This is a genomic window from Halorubrum ejinorense (assembly GCF_055389685.1).
On record NZ_AP043777.1, the window covers coordinates 474,028 to 492,851 of the forward strand.

Annotated in this window: 23 protein-coding genes and 1 tRNA gene; 12 read left to right on the plus strand and 12 right to left on the minus strand. The window is 69.7% G+C overall.

The annotated features are described in order from the left end of the window. Positions 1–28 precede the first annotated feature (28 nt). Positions 29–472 carry a DUF2391 family protein gene (locus ACZ5KW_RS03410; protein WP_343778571.1) on the minus strand — a complete coding sequence of 148 codons (444 nt, stop codon included), beginning with the start codon at positions 470–472 and terminating at the stop codon, positions 29–31. A gap of 67 nt (positions 473–539) precedes the next feature. Between ACZ5KW_RS03410 and ACZ5KW_RS03415 the strand changes: the two genes are divergently transcribed. The 4 genes from ACZ5KW_RS03415 to cgi121 all read left to right on the plus strand — a co-directional run bounded on the left by ACZ5KW_RS03415 (position 540) and on the right by cgi121 (position 5,455). Then, positions 540–1,217, plus strand: a complete 678-nt coding sequence (locus ACZ5KW_RS03415) for a class I SAM-dependent methyltransferase (RefSeq protein WP_343778570.1) — start codon at positions 540–542, stop codon at positions 1,215–1,217. Between the two features lie 96 nt (positions 1,218–1,313). Then, positions 1,314–2,207, plus strand: a complete 894-nt coding sequence (locus ACZ5KW_RS03420) for a hypothetical protein (protein ID WP_343778568.1) — start codon at positions 1,314–1,316, stop codon at positions 2,205–2,207. 156 nt (positions 2,208–2,363) lie between these two features. Continuing rightward, positions 2,364–4,823 (plus strand): ATP-dependent DNA helicase, encoded by a 2,460-nt coding sequence (locus ACZ5KW_RS03425; protein WP_343778566.1) that lies wholly within the window; start codon positions 2,364–2,366, stop codon positions 4,821–4,823. Continuing rightward, positions 4,820–5,455, plus strand: a complete 636-nt coding sequence (gene cgi121 / locus ACZ5KW_RS03430) for a KEOPS complex subunit Cgi121 (RefSeq protein WP_343778565.1) — start codon at positions 4,820–4,822, stop codon at positions 5,453–5,455. The genes ACZ5KW_RS03425 and cgi121 overlap by 4 nt, the downstream gene beginning before the upstream one ends. An 83-nt stretch (positions 5,456–5,538) precedes the next feature. On the opposite strand, the gene ACZ5KW_RS03435 is transcribed toward cgi121, so the two are convergent. After that, positions 5,539–5,611: transfer RNA gene (locus ACZ5KW_RS03435), tRNA-Gln, on the minus strand. A gap of 185 nt (positions 5,612–5,796) precedes the next feature. On the opposite strand from ACZ5KW_RS03435, the gene ACZ5KW_RS03440 reads away from it, so the two are divergent. Next, positions 5,797–6,390 carry an IMP cyclohydrolase gene (locus tag ACZ5KW_RS03440; protein ID WP_343778563.1) on the plus strand — a complete coding sequence of 198 codons (594 nt, stop codon included), beginning with the start codon at positions 5,797–5,799 and terminating at the stop codon, positions 6,388–6,390. A gap of 97 nt (positions 6,391–6,487) precedes the next feature. Further along, positions 6,488–8,629 (plus strand): S9 family peptidase, encoded by a 2,142-nt coding sequence (locus ACZ5KW_RS03445; RefSeq protein WP_343778562.1) that lies wholly within the window; start codon positions 6,488–6,490, stop codon positions 8,627–8,629. Between the two features lie 21 nt (positions 8,630–8,650). Here the strand turns inward: ACZ5KW_RS03445 and ACZ5KW_RS03450 are convergent, their stop codons facing one another. From ACZ5KW_RS03450 to ACZ5KW_RS03465, 4 genes are all read right to left on the minus strand, one after another. Further along, on the minus strand, positions 8,651–9,025 hold the full coding sequence (locus ACZ5KW_RS03450) for a helix-turn-helix domain-containing protein (protein WP_343778560.1): 375 nt from the start codon (positions 9,023–9,025) through the stop codon (positions 8,651–8,653). 52 nt (positions 9,026–9,077) lie between these two features. After that, positions 9,078–9,317 carry a hypothetical protein gene (locus tag ACZ5KW_RS03455; RefSeq protein ID WP_343778558.1) on the minus strand — a complete coding sequence of 80 codons (240 nt, stop codon included), beginning with the start codon at positions 9,315–9,317 and terminating at the stop codon, positions 9,078–9,080. Positions 9,318–9,418: 101 nt separating this feature from the next. Then, positions 9,419–10,105, minus strand: coding sequence for a DUF5828 family protein (locus tag ACZ5KW_RS03460; protein ID WP_343778556.1), 687 nt, complete (start codon positions 10,103–10,105; stop codon positions 9,419–9,421). A gap of 74 nt (positions 10,106–10,179) precedes the next feature. Then, a complete protein-coding gene (locus ACZ5KW_RS03465) occupies positions 10,180–10,440 on the minus strand; it encodes a hypothetical protein (RefSeq protein WP_343778554.1) in 261 nt (86 codons plus the stop codon). Between the two features lie 127 nt (positions 10,441–10,567). Here ACZ5KW_RS03465 and ACZ5KW_RS03470 point away from each other — a divergent pair, with 127 nt between their 5' ends. Both ACZ5KW_RS03470 and ACZ5KW_RS03475 read left to right on the plus strand, forming a co-directional pair. Continuing rightward, on the plus strand, positions 10,568–10,948 hold the full coding sequence (locus ACZ5KW_RS03470) for a cupin domain-containing protein (RefSeq protein WP_343778553.1): 381 nt from the start codon (positions 10,568–10,570) through the stop codon (positions 10,946–10,948). After that, positions 10,941–11,570, plus strand: a complete 630-nt coding sequence (locus tag ACZ5KW_RS03475) for a DUF8052 family protein (RefSeq protein ID WP_343778551.1) — start codon at positions 10,941–10,943, stop codon at positions 11,568–11,570. The genes ACZ5KW_RS03470 and ACZ5KW_RS03475 overlap by 8 nt, the downstream gene beginning before the upstream one ends. A 54-nt stretch (positions 11,571–11,624) precedes the next feature. Here ACZ5KW_RS03475 and ACZ5KW_RS03480 read toward each other — a convergent pair whose 3' ends face one another. From ACZ5KW_RS03480 to ACZ5KW_RS03495, 4 genes are all read right to left on the minus strand, one after another. After that, positions 11,625–13,511 carry a carbon starvation CstA family protein gene (locus tag ACZ5KW_RS03480; protein WP_343778549.1) on the minus strand — a complete coding sequence of 629 codons (1,887 nt, stop codon included), beginning with the start codon at positions 13,509–13,511 and terminating at the stop codon, positions 11,625–11,627. Positions 13,512–13,740: 229 nt separating this feature from the next. After that, on the minus strand, positions 13,741–14,694 hold the full coding sequence (locus ACZ5KW_RS03485) for an ArsA family ATPase (protein ID WP_343778548.1): 954 nt from the start codon (positions 14,692–14,694) through the stop codon (positions 13,741–13,743). A 25-nt stretch (positions 14,695–14,719) separates the two neighbouring features. After that, complete coding sequence (locus ACZ5KW_RS03490; protein WP_343778546.1) at positions 14,720–15,016, minus strand: DUF7990 family protein; 297 nt, start codon at positions 15,014–15,016, stop codon at positions 14,720–14,722. A 117-nt stretch (positions 15,017–15,133) separates the two neighbouring features. Then, positions 15,134–15,346, minus strand: coding sequence for a hypothetical protein (locus tag ACZ5KW_RS03495; RefSeq protein WP_343778544.1), 213 nt, complete (start codon positions 15,344–15,346; stop codon positions 15,134–15,136). A gap of 120 nt (positions 15,347–15,466) precedes the next feature. On the opposite strand from ACZ5KW_RS03495, the gene ACZ5KW_RS03500 reads away from it, so the two are divergent. Continuing rightward, complete coding sequence (locus ACZ5KW_RS03500) at positions 15,467–16,756, plus strand: CobW family GTP-binding protein (protein WP_343778542.1); 1,290 nt, start codon at positions 15,467–15,469, stop codon at positions 16,754–16,756. A gap of 5 nt (positions 16,757–16,761) precedes the next feature. On the opposite strand, the gene ACZ5KW_RS03505 is transcribed toward ACZ5KW_RS03500, so the two are convergent. After that, positions 16,762–17,001 (minus strand): hypothetical protein, encoded by a 240-nt coding sequence (locus ACZ5KW_RS03505; RefSeq protein ID WP_343778540.1) that lies wholly within the window; start codon positions 16,999–17,001, stop codon positions 16,762–16,764. 91 nt (positions 17,002–17,092) lie between these two features. Further along, complete coding sequence (locus ACZ5KW_RS03510; protein ID WP_343778538.1) at positions 17,093–17,419, minus strand: hypothetical protein; 327 nt, start codon at positions 17,417–17,419, stop codon at positions 17,093–17,095. A 59-nt stretch (positions 17,420–17,478) separates the two neighbouring features. On the opposite strand from ACZ5KW_RS03510, the gene ACZ5KW_RS03515 reads away from it, so the two are divergent. The 3 genes from ACZ5KW_RS03515 (at position 17,479) to ACZ5KW_RS03525 (ending at position 18,766) form a co-directional block, all read left to right on the plus strand. Continuing rightward, the gene (locus tag ACZ5KW_RS03515; protein ID WP_343778536.1) at positions 17,479–17,712 is read left to right on the plus strand and encodes a hypothetical protein; all 234 of its coding nucleotides are present in this window, start codon (positions 17,479–17,481) and stop codon (positions 17,710–17,712) included. 74 nt (positions 17,713–17,786) lie between these two features. Then, positions 17,787–18,464 (plus strand): uracil phosphoribosyltransferase, encoded by a 678-nt coding sequence (gene upp / locus ACZ5KW_RS03520; protein WP_343778534.1) that lies wholly within the window; start codon positions 17,787–17,789, stop codon positions 18,462–18,464. Between the two features lie 86 nt (positions 18,465–18,550). Beyond that, positions 18,551–18,766 (plus strand): DUF7569 family protein, encoded by a 216-nt coding sequence (locus tag ACZ5KW_RS03525; protein ID WP_343778532.1) that lies wholly within the window; start codon positions 18,551–18,553, stop codon positions 18,764–18,766. The last annotated feature ends 58 nt before the right edge of the window (positions 18,767–18,824 follow it).

An 18,824-nucleotide genomic window follows, 5' to 3' on the forward strand; every position in this document is an offset into this window, starting at 1 on the left:
CCGGACCGCGGTTCCCCCTGACGACCCCTCAGAACACGCTGTCGGCGGTCGCGGCGCCGACGACGCTGAACACCGCGCCGACCGAGACGGCCTTGAGCGTCGTCCCCCAGAGCTCGGCGCCCGTGACCCCCTGTTCGATCAGGAACGTGTCGGGCGCGTCGAAGAGGATAGCCAGCAGCAGCACGGAGCCGAACGCGACCACCATCAGCGAGACGAACCGCGTGGGGATCCCGGCGATCTCGCTTTCCACGTCCGGGTCGCGGTCGGTGTCGGCCCGATACAGCGCGGCGTAGCCGATCAGCGCCACGATGAAGGCGGTCACCACGCCCTGAATCCAGTGCATCCCGGCCGCCAGCACCCACACCTCCTCGGTGACGACGAACGGGCCCGCGAGCAGGAACCCGCCGACCGCCTGCTGTGCCGAGTCGGCGAGCCGGAACTTCGGTCGCCGGAGCGCCTTCGGCCGCTTCATACCCACGATGGTGCGCGGGGGCCGATAAAACACCGCCGTTTTTCACCGTTCTCCCCGTCGCTCCGGTATGAGCGTTCGCGAGGAGTTCGACGAGTGGGCGGCGACGGGGAAGGACCGCGGCATGGAGGACCGACACTGGCACACCGCGAAACACGTCTTGGCTCGGATGCCCGTCGAGGCGGGCGACGACGTGCTGGACCTCGGCACCGGCTCCGGCTACGCGCTCCGCGCCCTCCGCGAGCGCGGGATCGGTCGCGGATACGGTCTCGACGGCGCCCCGGAAATGGCCCGCAACGCCCACGGCTACACCGACGACGACGCCGTGGGGTACCTGGTCGGCGACTTCGATTCCCTCCCCTTCGCCGACGACTCCCTCGACCACGTGTTCTCGATGGAGGCGTTCTACTACGCCGCCGACCCGGTCCACACCCTCGAAGAGGTCCGCAGGGTGTTGCGGCCGGGCGGCACCTTCTACTGCGCCGTCAACTACTTCGCGGAGAGCGAGACGACCCACGCGTGGCAGGAGAGCATCTCGGTCGACATGACGCTGTGGTCGCGCGAGGAGTACCGCGAAGCGTTCCGCGAGGCCGGGCTGTACGTCGCCGAGCAGGACGCGATCCCGGACCGGGAAACGGAAATCCCGGACGCGGAGGCGTTCCCGACCGAGAACTACGAGACGCGCGAGGCGATGGTCGACCGGTACCGCACGTGGGGGACGCTGCTGACGGTCGGCGTCGCGCCCTGACCCGGTCCGTCGAGATTCGACCTCCCGTGGCGGCCGGTGCGAGACGGACAGTTGATCTCCCAACCGTTTTACCGAGCGCCCCGGTCATCTCCCTCAATGGACGTCCGTGCCCTCCTCGGCCCTCCCGACGGACACCTCCGTATCGCCGGCACCGTCGGTCTCGTGTTCGTCTTTGTGTTCGTGCTCTACGCCGCCTACTGGCGGTCGAACGCGGCGTACGGTGCGAGTACGGAGGTGACCACCCAACTCGGTGCCATCCGCGCGGTCGCCCCGGAGATCAGCGACATCGGTCACTCGCGTGCTACCGCCGTCCTCTACCTGCCCGCCGCGGCGATCGCTATCCTCGTTCAGTATCACGGTGGTACCGCCATCTACACGCTCGCAGCGGGCCCCATCTTCCCGGTCGCATCGGCCCTCGCGCGGGCGGCGTTCAGCCCGTTGCCAGACGTACTGGAGATGGAAGTCCTCGGCGTCACGCTTCCGACTCACCTTCGGCTCGGCCTCGCTGTCGGCGCCTTCGCCGTCGTCGTCGGTTCTGTTCTCCGTCGATTGAGTCCCCCGAGCGAGCGTTCAGCGTCAGAACGCTTTTTCGGCATGTCGGGGGATCGGCACAGAGCGGTCGTCATCATCGCTGTCGCCGCCGTTCTCTCCGTCCTGTCTACGTTGTGGTTATACGCCTCCTATCCGGCTTACCAGCCGTTCGGGTACGCCGTGTTCGGGGCTCCGATCGCGGCGCTCGTCTACTGGTATCGGTGCGGGATCGCACTGGCGTGGCTCGGTGACGCCGCGGCCGTCTTGGGACACGCAACCGCGATCGCGTTCATCGCCGATTCCCCCGACTACGTCCTCGATCCGGCCTTCTTCGTTCCCGCGCTCGCCGTCGCGACCGCGCTCGGGTCGCTCGGCGCGGGCGTCGCCGTCGGCTTTCGAGGTCTGTACGTGGTCGTCAGCCGCCGGGACACCGTAACGTCGGGATCACACGGGGAGTAGGTCGCGAGACGGCGCCCATGGTCTGACCTCTCCCCGACTCCCTCGCGCGTGCGACTCGCGCCCTCCGGGCGCTCGTCGGCACGCGCCACCGCGGTTCTGTCCCTCTCGCGACCCCGTTCCGACGGTTTAAATCGCGTCGGAGACCAGAGTCCGGTAATGGAACCGAGTTCGCTCTCCGGGCTCCCCGCCGGCGTCGGCGAGGCGCTCGAAGCGGAGGGCGTCGCGGAGCTGTACCCGCCCCAGCAGTCCGCCGTCGAGGCCGGCGTGCTCGACGGCGAGAGCCTCGTCGCGGCGGTCCCCACCGCCTCCGGCAAGACGCTGATCGCGGAGCTGGCCATGCTCTCGTCGATCCAGCGCGGCGGCAAGGCGCTGTACATCGTCCCGCTGCGCGCGCTCGCCAGCGAGAAGAAGACCGAGTTCGAGCGCTGGGAGGACCACGGCGTCACGGTCGGCGTCTCGACGGGCAACTACGACTCCGACGGCGAGTGGCTCGCGAGCCGCGACATCATCGTCGCCACCTCGGAGAAGGTCGACTCGCTGATCCGCAACGGCGCCCCGTGGATCGACGACCTCACCTGCGTCGTGAGCGACGAGGTCCACCTCGTCGACGACTCGCACCGCGGCCCCACCCTCGAAGTGACGCTCGCGAAGCTCCGGAAGGTGAATCCGGGCCTCCAGACCGTCGCGCTCTCGGCGACGGTCGGCAACGCCGACGTCATCGCCGACTGGCTCGACGCCGAACTCGTCGAGTCGGAGTGGCGCCCGATCGAACTCCGGACCGGCGTCCACTTCGGCAACGCGATCAACTTCGACGACGGGAGCCAGCGCGAGGTGCCGGTCGATCGCGGCGAAGACCAGACCGCGAAGCTCGTCGGCGACGCCTTAGACACCGAGGAGGGCGGGCAGGGCGGCTCCTCGCTCGTCTTCGTCAACTCCCGGCGCAACGCCGAGTCGTCCGCCCGCAAGCTGACCGACGTGACGGGGGCGCGGCTCACCGACGGCGAGCGCGACCGACTCCGCGACCTCGCCGACGAGATCCGCGGCGTCTCCGACACCGAGACCTCCGAGGACCTCGCGGACGCGGTCGAGAAGGGCTCGGCCTTCCACCACGCCGGGCTCGCGAGCGAACACCGCAGCCTCGTCGAGGACGCCTTCCGCGACCGCCTGATCAAGTGTATCTCCGCGACGCCGACACTCGCCGCCGGCGTCAACACCCCTGCCCGCCGGGTGATCGTCCGCGACTGGCGCCGCTACGACGGGGAGTTCGGCGGCATGAAACCCCTCGACGTCCTCGAGGTCCACCAGATGTGCGGACGGGCCGGCCGCCCCGGGCTCGACCCGTACGGCGAGGCGGTGTTGCTCGCGAACGACGCCGACACCCGCGAGGAGCTGTTCGAGCGGTACCTCTGGGCCGAGGCCGAGCCGGTCCGCTCGAAGCTGGCGGCCGAGCCCGCGCTCCGGACGCACGTCCTCGCGACGATCGCTTCGGGCTTCGCGGCCACCCGCGAGGGCCTGTTGACGTTCCTCGACAACACGCTCTACGCCACGCAGACCGACGACGAGGGGCGACTCGCCGCGGTCACCGACACGGTCCTCGAGTACCTCGAAGTCAACGGCTTCGTCGAGCGCGAGCGCGACGGCGGCGCCGAGAGCCTGGCCGCGACCGGCATCGGCCACACCGTCTCGCGGCTCTACCTCGACCCGATGAGCGCGGCCGAGATACTCGACGGACTCCGGACCGTCGCGGACGGCGCCGACGCGACGCCCGACGCCGAGGGCGACGCGTTCGTCCCGGCGGACGGCGCGGACTCGGACGCCGACGAACCGGGCTTCACCACGTACACTCGGGGGGACGCTGCGGGGACCGCCGGCGAGGACGACGGCGAGGAGTCGGAGGGAGCGGCCGGCTCGGACTCTCCCGCGGTCACCCCGCTCGGGCTCTACCACCTCGTCAGCCGGACGCCGGACACCTACGAGCTGTACCTCAAGTCCGGCGACCGGGAGACGTACACCGAGGTGTGCTACGAGCGCGAGACGGAGTTCCTCGGCGACGTGCCCTCGGAGTACGAGGAAGTTCGGTTTGAGGACTGGCTCGCCGCGCTGAAGACGGCCCGCCTGCTCGAAGACTGGGCGAACGAGGTGGACGAAGACCGGATCACGGAGCGGTACGGCGTCGGTCCGGGCGACATCCGCGGCAAGGTCGACACCGCCGAGTGGCTCCTCCGGGCCGCGGAGACGCTCGCGAGAGACGTCGAGGGGATCGACGGCGACGTGGTCGTCCGGGTCCGCGAGGCCCGCAAGCGGCTGGAGTACGGGGTCCGCGAGGAACTCCTCGATCTGGCCGGCGTCCGGAACGTCGGTCGCAAGCGCGCCCGCCGACTCTACGAGGCCGGCATCGAGAGCCGCGCCGACCTCCGCGAGGCGGACAAAGCGGTCGTGCTCGGCGCGCTCCGCGGCCGCGAGCGCACCGCGGAGCGCATCCTGGAGAACGCCGGCCGCGAGGACCCCTCGCTGGACGGGGTCGACCCCGACAGCTCGGCCTCGGCGGCGGCGACCGCGGGCGCGGACGCCGACGGCGACGGCGACGGACAGGCCAGTCTGGGTGATTTCGGATGACCGACGCGGCGGCGGGATCGACGCCGGAGCCCGCACCCGACCCCGGGGTCAGACTCGTGGCGGGCACCGTCGACATCGACGACCTCGACGCGTTCCTCGCCGACTGCGACGCGATCGCCGCCGACACCGGGGCTGTCGTTCAGGCGTTCGACGCCGACCTCGTCGTCTCCGCGACGCAGCTCCGCGAGGCGGCGCGGCTCGCCGCCAGAGCGATCGCCCGCGGCGAGGCGGTCGCCCGCGACCCCGGCGTCGAGATCTTACTGTACGCCGCCGGACGCAGGCAGATCGACCGCGCGCTCGAACTCGGCGTCTCGGAAGGGGAGCGGTCGGTGGCGATCCTCGTCGCGGACTTCGGCGACGTGCCCGGCGCTGACCGCCCGGCCGCGGATCTCCCCGCCGCGGTCGAGGCGGCCCGATCGCTCGCCGTCGACTCGGCCCGATCGCTCCCGGGCGACTCGATCGACCGCCCCGACGCTAAGGGCCCGGCCGACGGCGACCACTTCGAGGCCGCGTTCGACGAGGACCGCGTCCGCGAGTTCTACGGCGTCACCGACCGCGAACTCGCCGCGACGAACGGCGGCGTGGCCGACGTCGTCCGCGAGCGCGTCGCGCTGCTCGACGTCGAGAAGTGAGAGCGCAAACCCCTTCGTTTCGACTGGAGACCACCGGACGCGGACGCCTCTCCGGCCCAGTCGAAACGAGGAAACAGCAGAAGTAGTCCATCCTGGATTCGAACCAGGGTCGTTGCCCCCAGAAGGCAACAGGATTGGCCACTACCCCAATGGACTGCGTACTCACGAGTAGCCCGCACGTCTTTGTAAGCGTTGCGCGTTACGTCCGCCGTGCGATCGGTTGACGCCGTCGGGTCCTTCCGGCGCTCCTCGTGGGTCCGGCTGGACTCCTGTTCCCTCTACTGGATCGCGTTCGTGATTACATCGACGCGTTTTACACGACTCAATCCGCACGAAGCTGTATGTACGTCGGACGATTCGTCGTCGTCGCGCCCGGCATCGGTGGCTACCGCGTCTCCTCGCGCTCGTTCCCGAACCGCCGCGTCCGCGATCGCGACGGCACGCTCACCGTCGGCCCGACCGCGGGCGCGCCCGAGACGGACAACCCGTACGTCTCCTACAACTGCGCCCGCGCCGTCGAGACGCCGACGGGCGAGTCGCTCGCGGTCCTCGGAAACGGCTCGCACGTCGACCCGATCGCCGAGAAGCTGGAGCTGGGCTACCCCGCCCGCGACGCGCTCGCGTCGCCGCTCCTCGCGCTCGACTTCGAGAAGGACGACTACGACACCCCGCGGATCGCCGGCGTCGTCGGCGCCGAGACGGCGACGATCGGCGTCGTCCGCCGCGACGCGCTGCTCGTCGAGACCGTCGACGATCCCACCGTGGTCGCGACCTACGAGACGGACGCCCCGGAGCCGTACGACCTGACGGCGACCGACGCCGCGTCCGCCGCGACCGAACTCCTGGAGGCCGACCTCGAACACCCCGTCTGCGCCGCCGGCGCGACCGTCGACGGCGACGGCGTCTCGCTCGCGTTCGACAACGGCGGCGACTGACCGGCGGCAGTCGGCGTCCGCCCGACGACCGGCCCACCGCCGTCGACCGCCTTTCCGGCTCCCGACGCCTTTTGCCTCCGCCGTCCGAGTGACGCGCATGGAACGCGTCACCGCGGCGGACTACCACGACATCGCGGTCCCGACCGACCCCCGACTCTCGCCGGACGGCGACCGCGTCGCCTTCGTGCGCCGACAGCCGAACGGCGACGACAGCTACGAGACGACGGTGTACCTCGCCGACGCCGCGGGCGACGACGACCCCCGCAGACTCACCCTCTCGGAAGGCACGGACGCCGAGCCGCGCTGGAGCCCCTCGGGCGACCGGATCGCGTTCACCTCCACCCGGGGCGCGGCGGACGACCGCCAGCAGCTGTGGGTCCTCCCCGTTGACGGCGGCGAGGCCCGCCGCGTCACCGACGTGGTCGGCGGCGTCTCACAGATCGCGTGGTCGCCTGACGGCGAGCGGATCGCGTTCGTCCAGTCGGTGACGGCCGACGACCGCGAGGCCGACCGCGACCGCGCGGTGCCGGACGACTACGAGCCGGCGGAACACCCCGACCCGCGGGTGATCGACCGGACCGTCTACCGCGCCGCAGAGCGGTACTTCGACGGCCGACGCCCCGGCGTGTACGTCGTCGACGCGGACGCGACCGTCGGCGGCGTCACGGACCCCGACCCTGCCGACTCCGAGGCCGTCACCCGCGTCACCGACCGCGACGCCGACTTCGCCGCCCCGGACTGGGGCGACGCCGACACGCTGTACTACACGGAGGCGGTCGGCGACGACCCCGACGACTCGGTCGAGATCGCGATCCGCGCCCACGACTTCGGGTCCGGCGAGACCGAGCGCGTCCACACCACCACCGGCTGGGGCGCGGACCTCGCGGCGACCGCCGACGGCCGCGTCGCGTTCACCCACGCCGAGCCGGACCAGGTGTCGATGCGGCCGACGGACCTCCGCGTGCTCGACGCTGACTCCGGCGCGGTCACCGACCTGACCGGCGACCTCGACCGCGGGCTGGGTCGGGAGACGACGCCGCAGTGGGGCCCCGACGACGAGACGCTGTACTTCGCGACGCCCGACGAGGGGAAGACGGCCCTGTGGCACGTCCCCGCCGACGGCGCCGACGACCCCGAGCGCCTGCTCCGGCCCGGCACCGTGTCCGGCGCGACGGTCGGCGGCGAGGCGGGCGCCGGTCCGGAGTCGGTCGCGGTCGCCTACGCCGCCAGCGAGTGGGACCACCCGGGCGACGCGTTCCTCCACGACGCCGGCGCCGACGAGGCGACGCGCCTCACCGAACTCAACGCCGACTACTTCGCCGAGCGAGCGGTCGGCGAGCCGGAGGAGGTCCGGTTCGAGTCCGACGGCGTCGAGATCCAGGGCTGGCTGTTGACCCCGCCCGCGGGGGTCGACGCCGCGGAGTCCGGTGACGCGGCCGGCGACGCCGACGAGCCGTACCCGCTCGCGGTCGAGATCCACGGCGGTCCGCACGCGATGTGGTCCACCTCGGGGACGATGTGGCACGAGTTCCAGACGCTCGCGGCCCGCGGCTACGCCGTCTTCTGGTCGAACCCGCGCGGCTCGACCGGCTACGGCGAGGAGTTCACTCAAGCCATCGAGCGCGACTGGGGCGCGGTCACCATGCGCGACGTGATGGCCGGCGTCGAGACGGTCGCCGACCGCCCCGAGATCGACGCCTCGAACGCCTTCGTCACCGGCGGCTCCTTCGGCGGGTTCATGACCGCCTGGGCGGTCGGCCAGACGGACTACTTCGACGCGGCCGTCTCCCAGCGCGGCGTCTACGACCTCACCGGGTTCTACGGCTCGACCGACGCGGCCTACAAGCTCGTCGAGGGCGACTTCGACACGGTCCCCGGCGCGGAGCCCGAGTGGCTCTGGGACCAGTCGCCGACGGGACACGCCGACGCGGTCGACACGCCGACGCTTCTGATCCACTCCGAGGACGACACCCGGACCCCGATCTGTACGGCGGAGCTGTACCACCGACTGCTGCGGAAGAACGGGGTCGACACGCGGTTCGTGCGCTATCCGCGCGAGGGCCACGAGCTGTCCCGGTCCGGCGAGCCGGCCCACGTCGTCGACCGCATCGAGCGGATCGCTCGCTGGTTCGACGGCTACTCCGACCACCACGACGCCGAGCGCGCGCTCGACCGTCCCGAGGACGACGGGCTGACCGCGGGCGAGGAGTCCGACGAGTCGGACGAGGCACAGGAGTAGGCGTCCGCGTCAGCTCTCGGCTCAGCGCTCGTCGGGGTCGAACTCGTCGATGGCGTCGTGGACGTCCGCGACCCACTCGTCGAGGGCGTCGTGGAGCCGGCGCTTGGCCTCCGGGACCGGGATCGCGGTGTACTGGTAGACGTAGCCGCCGGAGTCGAGCAGTCGGCGGCGGCGCTCGACGAGCCCCTTCTCGCGCAGCGTCGACAGCGACCGGTTCACGTTCGACCGGTCCCGGTCGAGGGTCTCGGCGAGTTCGGAGACGGTGCTGCCCGGATACTCGAGCAGCGTGAGGTACGCGCGGCTCTCGTGGTCGCGCACGCCGAAGACACAGGAGAGGACGTGTTCGAACGAGGGGGAGCTGTCGCCGACGAGGTCCTCGATTTCGGGGTCGCTCATGCCGCTCGGTTCGCGCGCGGCGAGGTTAAATGTCGGTCTCTTCGGCCGACCGTCACTCCTCGGCCGCGTAGCCCATCTGATCGATACAGCCGCGCATCCCCGACTCGTCCGCGTGTCGGTGGAGGTTCGTCGGCGTGTCGCAGTGGTACGTCTCGCCGTCGTAGCGGAGGGCGACCTCGTGGCTCGCCCCGGCGACCTCCACGTCGACGAGGATGCGTTGCCCGTCGTTGAGGGCGTCGATGAGTTCGTCGACGGCCAGTTCGCCCGCCTCGACCCGGAGTACCTCGCTCATGGGTTCGATTCGACGGTCCGCGAGTTAAAGCCGACCGATGTGCCTCGCGGTCCGTTTCGAGTCGAGCGCCGACTCCCCTTCGTCTCGCCCGACGCGTCCGTTCACGTCTTCGTCGAGTCGGGGCCGCCCTCCTCGGCGGGCGGTTCGACGCCCTCGGCGGCCGCGACGTCCTCGGTCCGCTTTTCGGCCTCGACGTGCCAGCGGTCTATCTCGGACTCGTACTCGTCGAGAACGTCCGAAACCTCGGCTTTCAGCTCGTCGTCGTTGACGTTCACCTCGAAGACGAACGTTTCCCCGTCCTCGGCGCGGGCGACCTCCTGAACGTTGGCGCTGACGAGTTCGTTGTCGAAGTAGTACGGCGCCATCTGGGTCATCACGTTGCGGTAGACGGCGTCCTCGACCCTTCTGAGCGCCTTTCGGCTGGCGGAGTCCGCCGCGCGGGCGACGTGTCCGATCGACTCGCCCCAGCTCTCGCGGGCGCTCTCGGTGTCGTTCTCCTCGACCTTCTCGTAGGACTCCGTGAGCTTCTCTCCGGCCGTCTGGAGGTCGTCGCCGGGGGACTTGCCGGCGCGCTCGCCTTCCCCCTCGTCGACGGACGCCTGCGCCGCGGTCTTCTCCGAGACGTCCTCGTCGATGCGCTCGTGGCTCTTCGGGCGCCACTCGTCGAACTCGTAGTAAGCGCCCTCGTCGACGCCGACCTCGCGGAGCGCCAAGGCGACCCGTTCGCCGTGTTCGACGACGTCGCCCCAGTCGCCGCGCACTTTGAAGCCGGAGATGCTCTCTTCCATCGCGTGTCCCCGTTACGAAACGGACGCGTATAAGTCTCTCCGACCTGACGTGAGTCGGCCTCGGCGCGGCGACGCTACTTCCCGTACGCGATCCGCCGGCCGAGTTCGTTCGCCCGCCGCTTGAGGTCGCCGAGGAATCCCGCGGGCGAGATCCGACGGATCGCTGACTCGTCCACCTCGATCCGCTCGCCGGCGAACAGATCGCGCTCGGCGCGCTCCTCGGGCGACCTGTCGTCTGCCACCGCTCCGACGACGGTCGACATCGAACAGCGACCGCACGCCTCCGCCGTGACCTCCGGATCCACTGCCGGCTCGCGATCGGTGTCGTCTGTCATATACTATCATACAAGACGTTCTCACAGTTAAAACCACTCCTCAGCGTCCCTCGACGCGGTCTCGGCGTATCTCCTCGGACCCGACGGTCCCGACGAGTTTTTCACTCGCTCCGTGGAATGCGTTCACATGGGATATCGCGCCGTCGACGTCGACTCGGTCGAGCCGGAGCCGGACCGCCCCTGCGAGTGTCGGAAGCTGTCCGACCCCGGCGAGCTCGACGCCGCGGCGATCAACCGGTTCCGCGCCGCCCCGGGCGAACAGCTCCCGCTCGCGTACCACTACCACGAGACCCAACAGGAGGCGTTCTACGTCCTCGACGGCACGCTCGCCGTCGAGACTCCCGACCGGACCTACGAGGTCCCGGCGGACGACCTGTTCGTCGTCGACCCCGAGAGCCCGCAGCGAGCGTACAACCCCGAGGACGCCGACGCGCCGGTGACCGTGCTCGCGATCGGCACGCCGCCGGCCGCGGGCGACGCGGTCGCGTACGACCCGGACGATGAGTGACGCGGCCGACGACGGCGACGGGCGTCACGACCCCGAGGAGCTGCCGCCGGAGATCCGCGAGAACGTCCCCGACTACGACGACGAGTACCTCGACCGCGTCTCCGACCGGCTGATGTACAGCTACGACCTCGACCGCGACGTCGTCGCCGACGGCGAGCGGTTCGAGATGAGCGCCGAGATGCGGGTGCGAAACCAGAAGCAGTTCCTCCACCCCGCCCTCAGCTACGCGGACCACGACATGATGGAGCACGTGTTCGCGCGCCGCGTCTCGACCCCGTCCGTCGGCGAATTAGAGCGGCTCGTCGAGTTCGCCCACGGCGTCGCCGACGAGCGCGTCGAGGGACACGAGGAACACTACGGCACCGACGTCACCGTCGTGCTCGTCGCGGACCGGATCCCCGACGACGTCGCCTCGTTCGTCGACGGGTTCCACGACCGGACGCTGCTGAAATTCGGCTACTACGGCCACTACGAGGTGAACCTCGTCGTGGTGGCGCCCGAAAGCGAGGGCCTCGTCGCCAGCGAGAGCGCCGACACCGCCGCCGCGTTCCGCCTGTGGGAGCCGGTCGAGGACCCGGACGAGGGGATCTTCTCGCGGTTCGCGAAGCGGTTCTGGCGCTGAGCGCGCTCGTCGCTGCTCGGTCGAAAAACGAAAAACCGCACCGATCGCAGTCCGTCAGTCGTCGCTCGGTTCGACCGCGGCCCCGCTGCTTCCCCGAACGCTCGTGATGTTGTCGTAGCCGATCCGCACGAGCGACAGCGCGAGGTAGATGAGCACGAACGCGAGCGCCATCTGGACGACGGCCGATATCTGTCCGCTGAGCCCGGCGACGTTACCGAGGATCAGCTTCTGATACAGGTTGTCCCACAGCGCGACCCACGACAGCCCGAGCACGGTGATCGTCACCATGATCGTCATCGGGATGCCGGTGGAGGCCAGCTGCTTCGACTCGTCCCAGTTGGCGAGCCACACGGTGCCGGCCAAGAGCGCCAGCGCCGCGAGCAGCTGGTTCGCGCCGCCGAACAGCGCCCAGAGCGTCACCCACTCGCCGGAGATGACGAGCGCGTACGCGATGAGCGACTGGAGCGCGGGGTTCGTGTACCGGCCCTTGGCGAGGCTGCCGAGGTCGGTGGAGAAGCCCGTCGACGTCCCGCTGCCCTGCGTGCCGACGATCTCCTCCATCATGTAGCGACCGAGCCGCGCCGCCGTGTCGGTCGACGTGAGGAGGAAGCTCACCAGCACGAGCGCCATGAACGGCGCGCCGAAGCGCTGCGGAATCCCGAGACTGGTGAGGATGATCCCGCCGCCGGTCGCGAAGTTCGGGAGCGCACCGCCGATGCCGCCGCCCGCGGCGGCCGTCGTGGAACCGGCGATCGCGAGCGTCGAGATGGCGACGGAGGCGAGCAGCCCCTCACCGAGCATTCCGCCGTAGCCGATGAGACGGGCGTCGCTCTCCTTGTTGAGCTGTTTCGCAGTCGTCCCGGACGAGACCAGCGAGTGGAATCCGCTGATCGTCCCGCAGGCGATCGTGACGAACAGTAAGGGGAAAAGCGGTGTTATCCCCCGTTCTCCGATCGCTAAGTCGCTCCCGAAGAAGCCCATGTACGCCCCGATGGAGGGGTCGATCGTCAGCGGCTCCACCGGCGTCGTGATGAACGTCCCGACGATGATCGCCAGCAGCGCCCCACCGACGCCCGAGTACAGCAGGAACGACGAGAGGTAGTCGCGCGGCTGGAGCAGCACCCACACCGGGAGCGCGCTCGCGAGCGTCGCGTACACGAGGATGACCGGAACCCACGCCGCGACGTTCGGCTGGAGAATGGCGTCGGTGCTCACCACCGCGCCGGGCAGCCAAGCGCCGTTACCGAGGAACTCCAACAGGACGATCGTCCCCTGCGGATACGTTCCCGCCTCGACCGCCGGGAACAGCGCCATCGGGTACTGGATGCCGAGCCAGACGCCGCCGAACACGCCGGCGACGAACAGGACCGTCCCCGGTAGGAACGGACCGTCTAGCTGGTACAGGTAGACCCCGAACGCGAAGGCGAGCGCGATGTACACTAGGCTCGCGGTCGCGGCCGACGGGAACGCGTTCAACACGATCCCGACGACCAGCGCGAACACCGCCACCACGAGGATGATGGTGAGGAACGCGAACCACAGCAGCATGTTCTTGCCGCGCTCACCGACGTACTCGCCGATGATGTAGCCGATCGACTTCCCCTCGTGTCGCATCGACCCCGACAGCGAGATGAAGTCGTGGACCGCGCCCATCAGGGGGTTCCCGATGGCGACCCACAGAAGCGCCGGGACCCATCCCCAGATGGCCCCCGCCGTGATCGGGCCCACGATCGGCGCGCCGCCCGCGATACTCGAGAAGTGATGCCCCAGTAGCACCGGCTTTTTCGCCGGTACGTACTCCTGACCGTCTTCGTACTTGTGTGCCGGCGTCTCCTGCTCGTTGTCCAGTTCGACGAACCGCGAGAGGTACCGAGAGTACCCCACGTAGCCGACGGTGAACGTACTGAGCACGGCGACGACGATCCAAATTACACTTGTCATAGGCTCCCTGCCTCGTGGTATCGGTTCACTATGCCCAACTTAAACGTTACTTTCGTTCATGATGATTGCGCGATAACGAGGCGATCGCTCCCGTCTCTTCGGCGATATTCCGGTTTTTTGCTCCGCTCGCCGGGTTAAATTCGGGCCGTTCAGCGGGTGATCGACCTCGCGCGCGGCCGGTCCGCAGTCGGGTGATACGGACTCAGCCGGGGGTCGGGACCCGAGTCCCCTACGGTTCCACGTCGAGGGCGTCGGCGACGTCGGCGAGCACGTCGCCGCGGACCTCGGTGGTCCGCGACTCGATTTCCGCGACCAGCGGCGGCTCGAACCCGTCGCGGACCTGCGCGAGCCGGTCCCGCTCGGTCTCGACCTTCTCCCGGAGGTACCGCGCGCCGCGGCCCGTCTCGTCGTCGTCGGGCGACGGCGTGAGCTTGTTCGCGACGAGCCCCCGCACGCGCAGGTCGCGATCGGTGAACCCCTCTATCGCCCGCGCGGTCTCGTTGACCGACAGCTGGTCGGGGTTGAACACGAGGAAGAAGGCGGCGTCCGTCCGCATCGTCTCGCCGGCGTACTCGAAGAACTCCTTGCGCTTTTGGAGCCGCTCGATCACGGGATCGCCCTCCAACAGCCGCCGCGGCTCCATGTCGCCGATGGCGGCCTTCTCGAACAGGTCGATGGACTGCTTCCGCTTGTACAGCAGTCGGTCGATCCAGTCGCCGAGGAAGTCGGGAAGCCCGAGCAGTCGCAGCGTCGACCCGGTCGGGGCGGTGTCGAAGACGACCCGGTCGTACGGGTCGCTCTCCTCGCGCATCACGTCGACGAAGGCGTCGAACAGCGCCGACTCGTACGCCCCGGGGGTGCCGTGAGACATCTCCAACTGGCGGTTGATCTCCGACACCATCGCCGCCGAGACCTGCTCGGAGAGCGACTCCCGGATCTCGTCGAGGTGCCGTTGCATCTCGTCTTCGGGGTCTATCTCCATCGCGTCGAGGCCTTCGACGCCGTTGACCGAGCGCGGTTCGTCCGCGAACTGCTGGTCGAACACGTCCGACACCGAGTGCGCCGGGTCGGTCGAGACGACGAGCGTCCGCACGCCGTCGGTCGCACAGCGGTGAGCGTACGCGCACGAGACGGTGGTCTTGCCGACCCCGCCTTTTCCGCCGAAGAAGACGAACTGCTCCATCACGTACCCCCGAATCGGTCGCTCATCAGAAGTGGTACTGCTGGCCCTTCCGTTCGAGGAGGGTCTCGCGGTCCCACAGCCGACGCTCCCACGCCTCGAACTCGTCTTCGAGGTACGGGAGCAGTTCGGCGGTGTAGTACGAGACCGGCGACGGGATGCCGAAGGCGTCCGGGAAACACGCCAGCATGAACTCGTCTTCGGTGTCTTCGGCCTCCTTCTCGATCTTCTCGTAGGCCGGGTGCGTGATCATCCCGTGGTACAGCCCCCGGACCCACTCCTCGAGGACGGCCCGGTACCGCTCGATACGGTCTGCTACTGTCATCATTCCTGATGACATTTCCCCCGCGTTAAAACCTGTCGCGGGCGACGAACTCGGCTCGTCGTTCACTGCGGCCCCGCCCGGTCCGGTCGGTCGTTACGGTCGCCGCCGATCTCGGCGTCAGGCGGAGCTGCCGTCGGGCAGCTCTCCCTGCGTCTCGTCGTCTGCCGCGGCCTCGTCGGTGTCGCCGAGCTCCGGCTGTTCGTCGTTGCCCGGACTCGGCGAGTGGATGTCGCTGTCACGGGTTTCCCAGACGAGGTACAGCATCGCGGCGACCATCAGCACCGTCATCGCCACGCTGACCAGGCCCACGGTGGAGACGGATGCAACCATGCCGCGAGTTCGACGACCGCGGGGTATCAACGTATCGGCTCGGAGCGACCGTGCGACGGGCGACCGGCGCGCCGCTGCCGTCGCCGGGGAGTTGAAGGGGGTCCTGTCCGATCCGACCGTATGGACGACCGCATTCCGGTGACCGTGCTCTCGGGGGGGCTCGGCGCCGGCAAGACGACGCTGTTGAACCACCTGCTACGGAACGCCGGCGACCGGGAGATAGCGGTCCTCGTCAACGACATGGGGGACGTCAACGTCGACGCGGAGCTGATCGCCGAGGAGTCCGAAGTCGACGTGGATGGCGTCACGGAGCTGTCGAACGGCTGTATCTGCTGTGAACTCCAAGACGACCTGGAGTCCGCGGTGGTCCGGCTCGCCGACGACCGCTCGTTCGACGCGCTGGTCGTCGAGTCCTCGGGGATCTCCGAGCCGGCGCCGGTCGCGCGCCTGTTCACCACCGAGTCGCGCGCCGCGGCCCGGTACCGCGTCGACGCGCTGGTGACCGTCGTCGACACGCGGCAGTTCCTCGACGCCTTCGGCGGCGACGACGCCCCCGAACGCCGGGTCGACCCGGCCGCGGGCGACGCCGACGGCGACGGCGAGCGCCCGCTCTCGGACCTCCTCGTCGAGCAGATCGAGGTGTCGAACCTCGTCGTCTGTAACAAGGCGGACCTGTGTACCGACGCCGAGATCGACGAGGCGATCGACCTCGTCGGGGCGCTTCAGCCCGGCGCGGAGACGATCGTCGCGGAGTTCTCCGCGGTCGACCCCGACCGCCTCCTCGACGTCGGGCTGTTCGACGAGCGCGAACTCGGCGACCTTCCCGGCTGGAAGCGCGCGCTGACCGATGACGAAGGAGACGGGGACGACGACCACGAAACGGCCCGCGACGGTCACGCTGACCACGACCACGACGACCACGACCACCGCCACCCGGACGAGGTGTACGGGGTCACCTCCTTCACCTACCGCCGGCGACGGCCGTTCCACCCCGACCGGATCGCCGCCGTCCTCCGCGATCTGCCCGAGGGCGTGGTCCGGTCGAAGGGAACGCTCTGGGTCGCGGGCACCGAGCAGCGCCAGCAGGTCGGACAGGCGGGGCGATCGGTCCGCGTCACCGCGCCGGGCCCGTGGATCGCGAGCCTCCCGTCGGTCGAGCGCGACATGCTCCGATCGAACCGGCCGAACCTCGACTGGGACGACGAGCGCGGCGACCGGCTGACCGAGTTCGTCGTCATCGGGACCGACGTCGACGCGGACTCGCTCGTCGCGCGGCTCGACGACGCCCTCCTCTCCGACGCGGAGCTATCGGAGTTCGGCGACGCCGGGATCGGCGACGACCCGGCCGCCGTCGACCCCGCGCCGTTCCCGGACGAGCAGGGCGCCGAGGCCGCGCTCCGCGAGCCCTAAACGGCTCAGCAGGCGCAGCCGCTGCCGGTCGCGCGCTCGAAGCGCATCGACTCGCCGCAGTCGGAACACACCGGGACGCCGTCCGCGTCGCGGTCGAACCCCTCCTCGTCGACCGCCACGTCGCGGACGCGGACGCCGCAGTCGTCACACCAGTACGCCCCCTCCGAGCCGTCGTCGCCCGCGGTTCCGGGCGCGCGCTGGGTCGAGCCCTCCAGCACGCTGGTCACGGTGTCGAAGATTCCCATACCAGAATTATCACCATCGATCGCCTTAGTCTCACGGTGTCGTGCGATTCATTCGCACAGTCGAATTCCGGTCCGCTCCCCCTCCGCGGACTCAAAGCAGCGGCACCGTGAGCCCGACGAAGAGCGCGCCGAGCCCGAGACCGACGTACAGCAGCCGCTCGAATCGCGGCCCGGCCGGCAGCGGTCCGGCGTCCTCGAACGGCGCCAGCCGGACGAGTTGGTGGTACGCGAGCACCGCCGCACCGGCGAACCCGACCGCGGAGAGACCGAGCGACGCGGCCAGCGACAGCCCGTACGCGAGCCCGTATATCGGGCCGAACGAGAAGACGAGCGTGAACGCCAGCCCCGTCGTCACGAGGAAGGGAACGGCGTCGACCCGCTCGCCGTGGCGGTTGCGGGCGCGCGGCACGTCGACCATGCGTCCCGCTACGAGCCGCACGGACAAGAGATAAGTGCCGCTCTCTCGCGGATAGGCGTATGAGCGACGAGAGCGGCGAACGCAGTGAGAGCCGTGGGATCGGCGACGCCGTCGAGCGGTCCTCCGGGGACCCGCGGGTGTTGCTCGCGATGAACGCCGTCCTCTCGACGTGGTTCGCTTGGATCGTCGTCTGGGGGCTCGACTTCGTCGGCAGCGCCGAGTTCGCGCTGCGCAGCGTCGCGACGCTCGCGCTGCTCATCTTCGCGCTGACGTACGTACTCGTTCTGCGGTGAGCGACGTACCGGTTCCGCGGGAGCGACGCGCGCTTCGCCACGTTTTAAGACGTTTCCGGGCCCGATTCCGGACAATGACGATCGAAGACCGCGACGACGCGTACCTCATCACGCACGCGCTGGCGACGGACACCCTCTCGCGGCTGCGCGACGTCGAGACCGAGCAGGTCGCGTTCCGGAAGGGGCTCGTGAAGCTCGGCCGCATCTGCGGCTACGAGATCATCGACGGCGCGATGGAGACCGAGTACGTCCCGGTCGAGACCCCCTTAGCGGAGACGACCGGCGAGCGCGTCAAGGGGCTCGACGACGTGGTGATAATCAACGTCCTCCGGGCCGCGACCCCGTTCGTCGAGGGACTCCTGAAGGCGTTCCCCCGGGCGAAACAGGGCGTCATCTCCGCCGGCCGCGACGAGGCGGCCGGGATGAACGAGGACGGGGAGTTCCCGATCACTATCGACTACGTGAAGCTCCCCGAGATCCGATCCGCCGACACCGTGATCGTCGCCGATCCGATGCTCGCGACCGGGTCGACGATGGCGGCCGTCCTCGACCACGTCCTCGACGAGGCCGACGACTTCGAGGACCTGTTCGTCCTCTCGGCCGTCTCCGCGCCCGCCGGTCTCCTCCGCGTGAGCGAGGCGGTCCCGGAGGCCGACCTCCTGACGGTCGCCATCGACGACCGCCTCGACGACGACGGGTTCATCGTTCCCGGACTCGGCGACGCCGGCGACCGCGCGTTCCGGACGGTCTAAGCCCCGCGTCGTTCCCCGCGCCCCCGATTCGAGGATACCGCGGCCGCCGACGTACATTTAAGAGCCGCGGCCGCGACCGACACGATATGAGCGACGCGCCGACGACTGCGCCCTGCGACGCCTGCGGCGAGGCGACGACGGACGCGCTCGCGCGCACCGTCCGACTGAGCGTCGACCGGGCGAACATCGACACCCAGCGGCTCTGTCCCGACTGTTTCGCCGACTGGATTCAGCGCTATCAAGACCGGCTCGGCTCCGGCACCGACGACGGCAACGACAGCTCCGAGATCATCGTCGACTGAGGACGGAACGGCCGAACACGTTCGATTCGGGCGGCAACGTCCGTTCCGACCGCCCGTC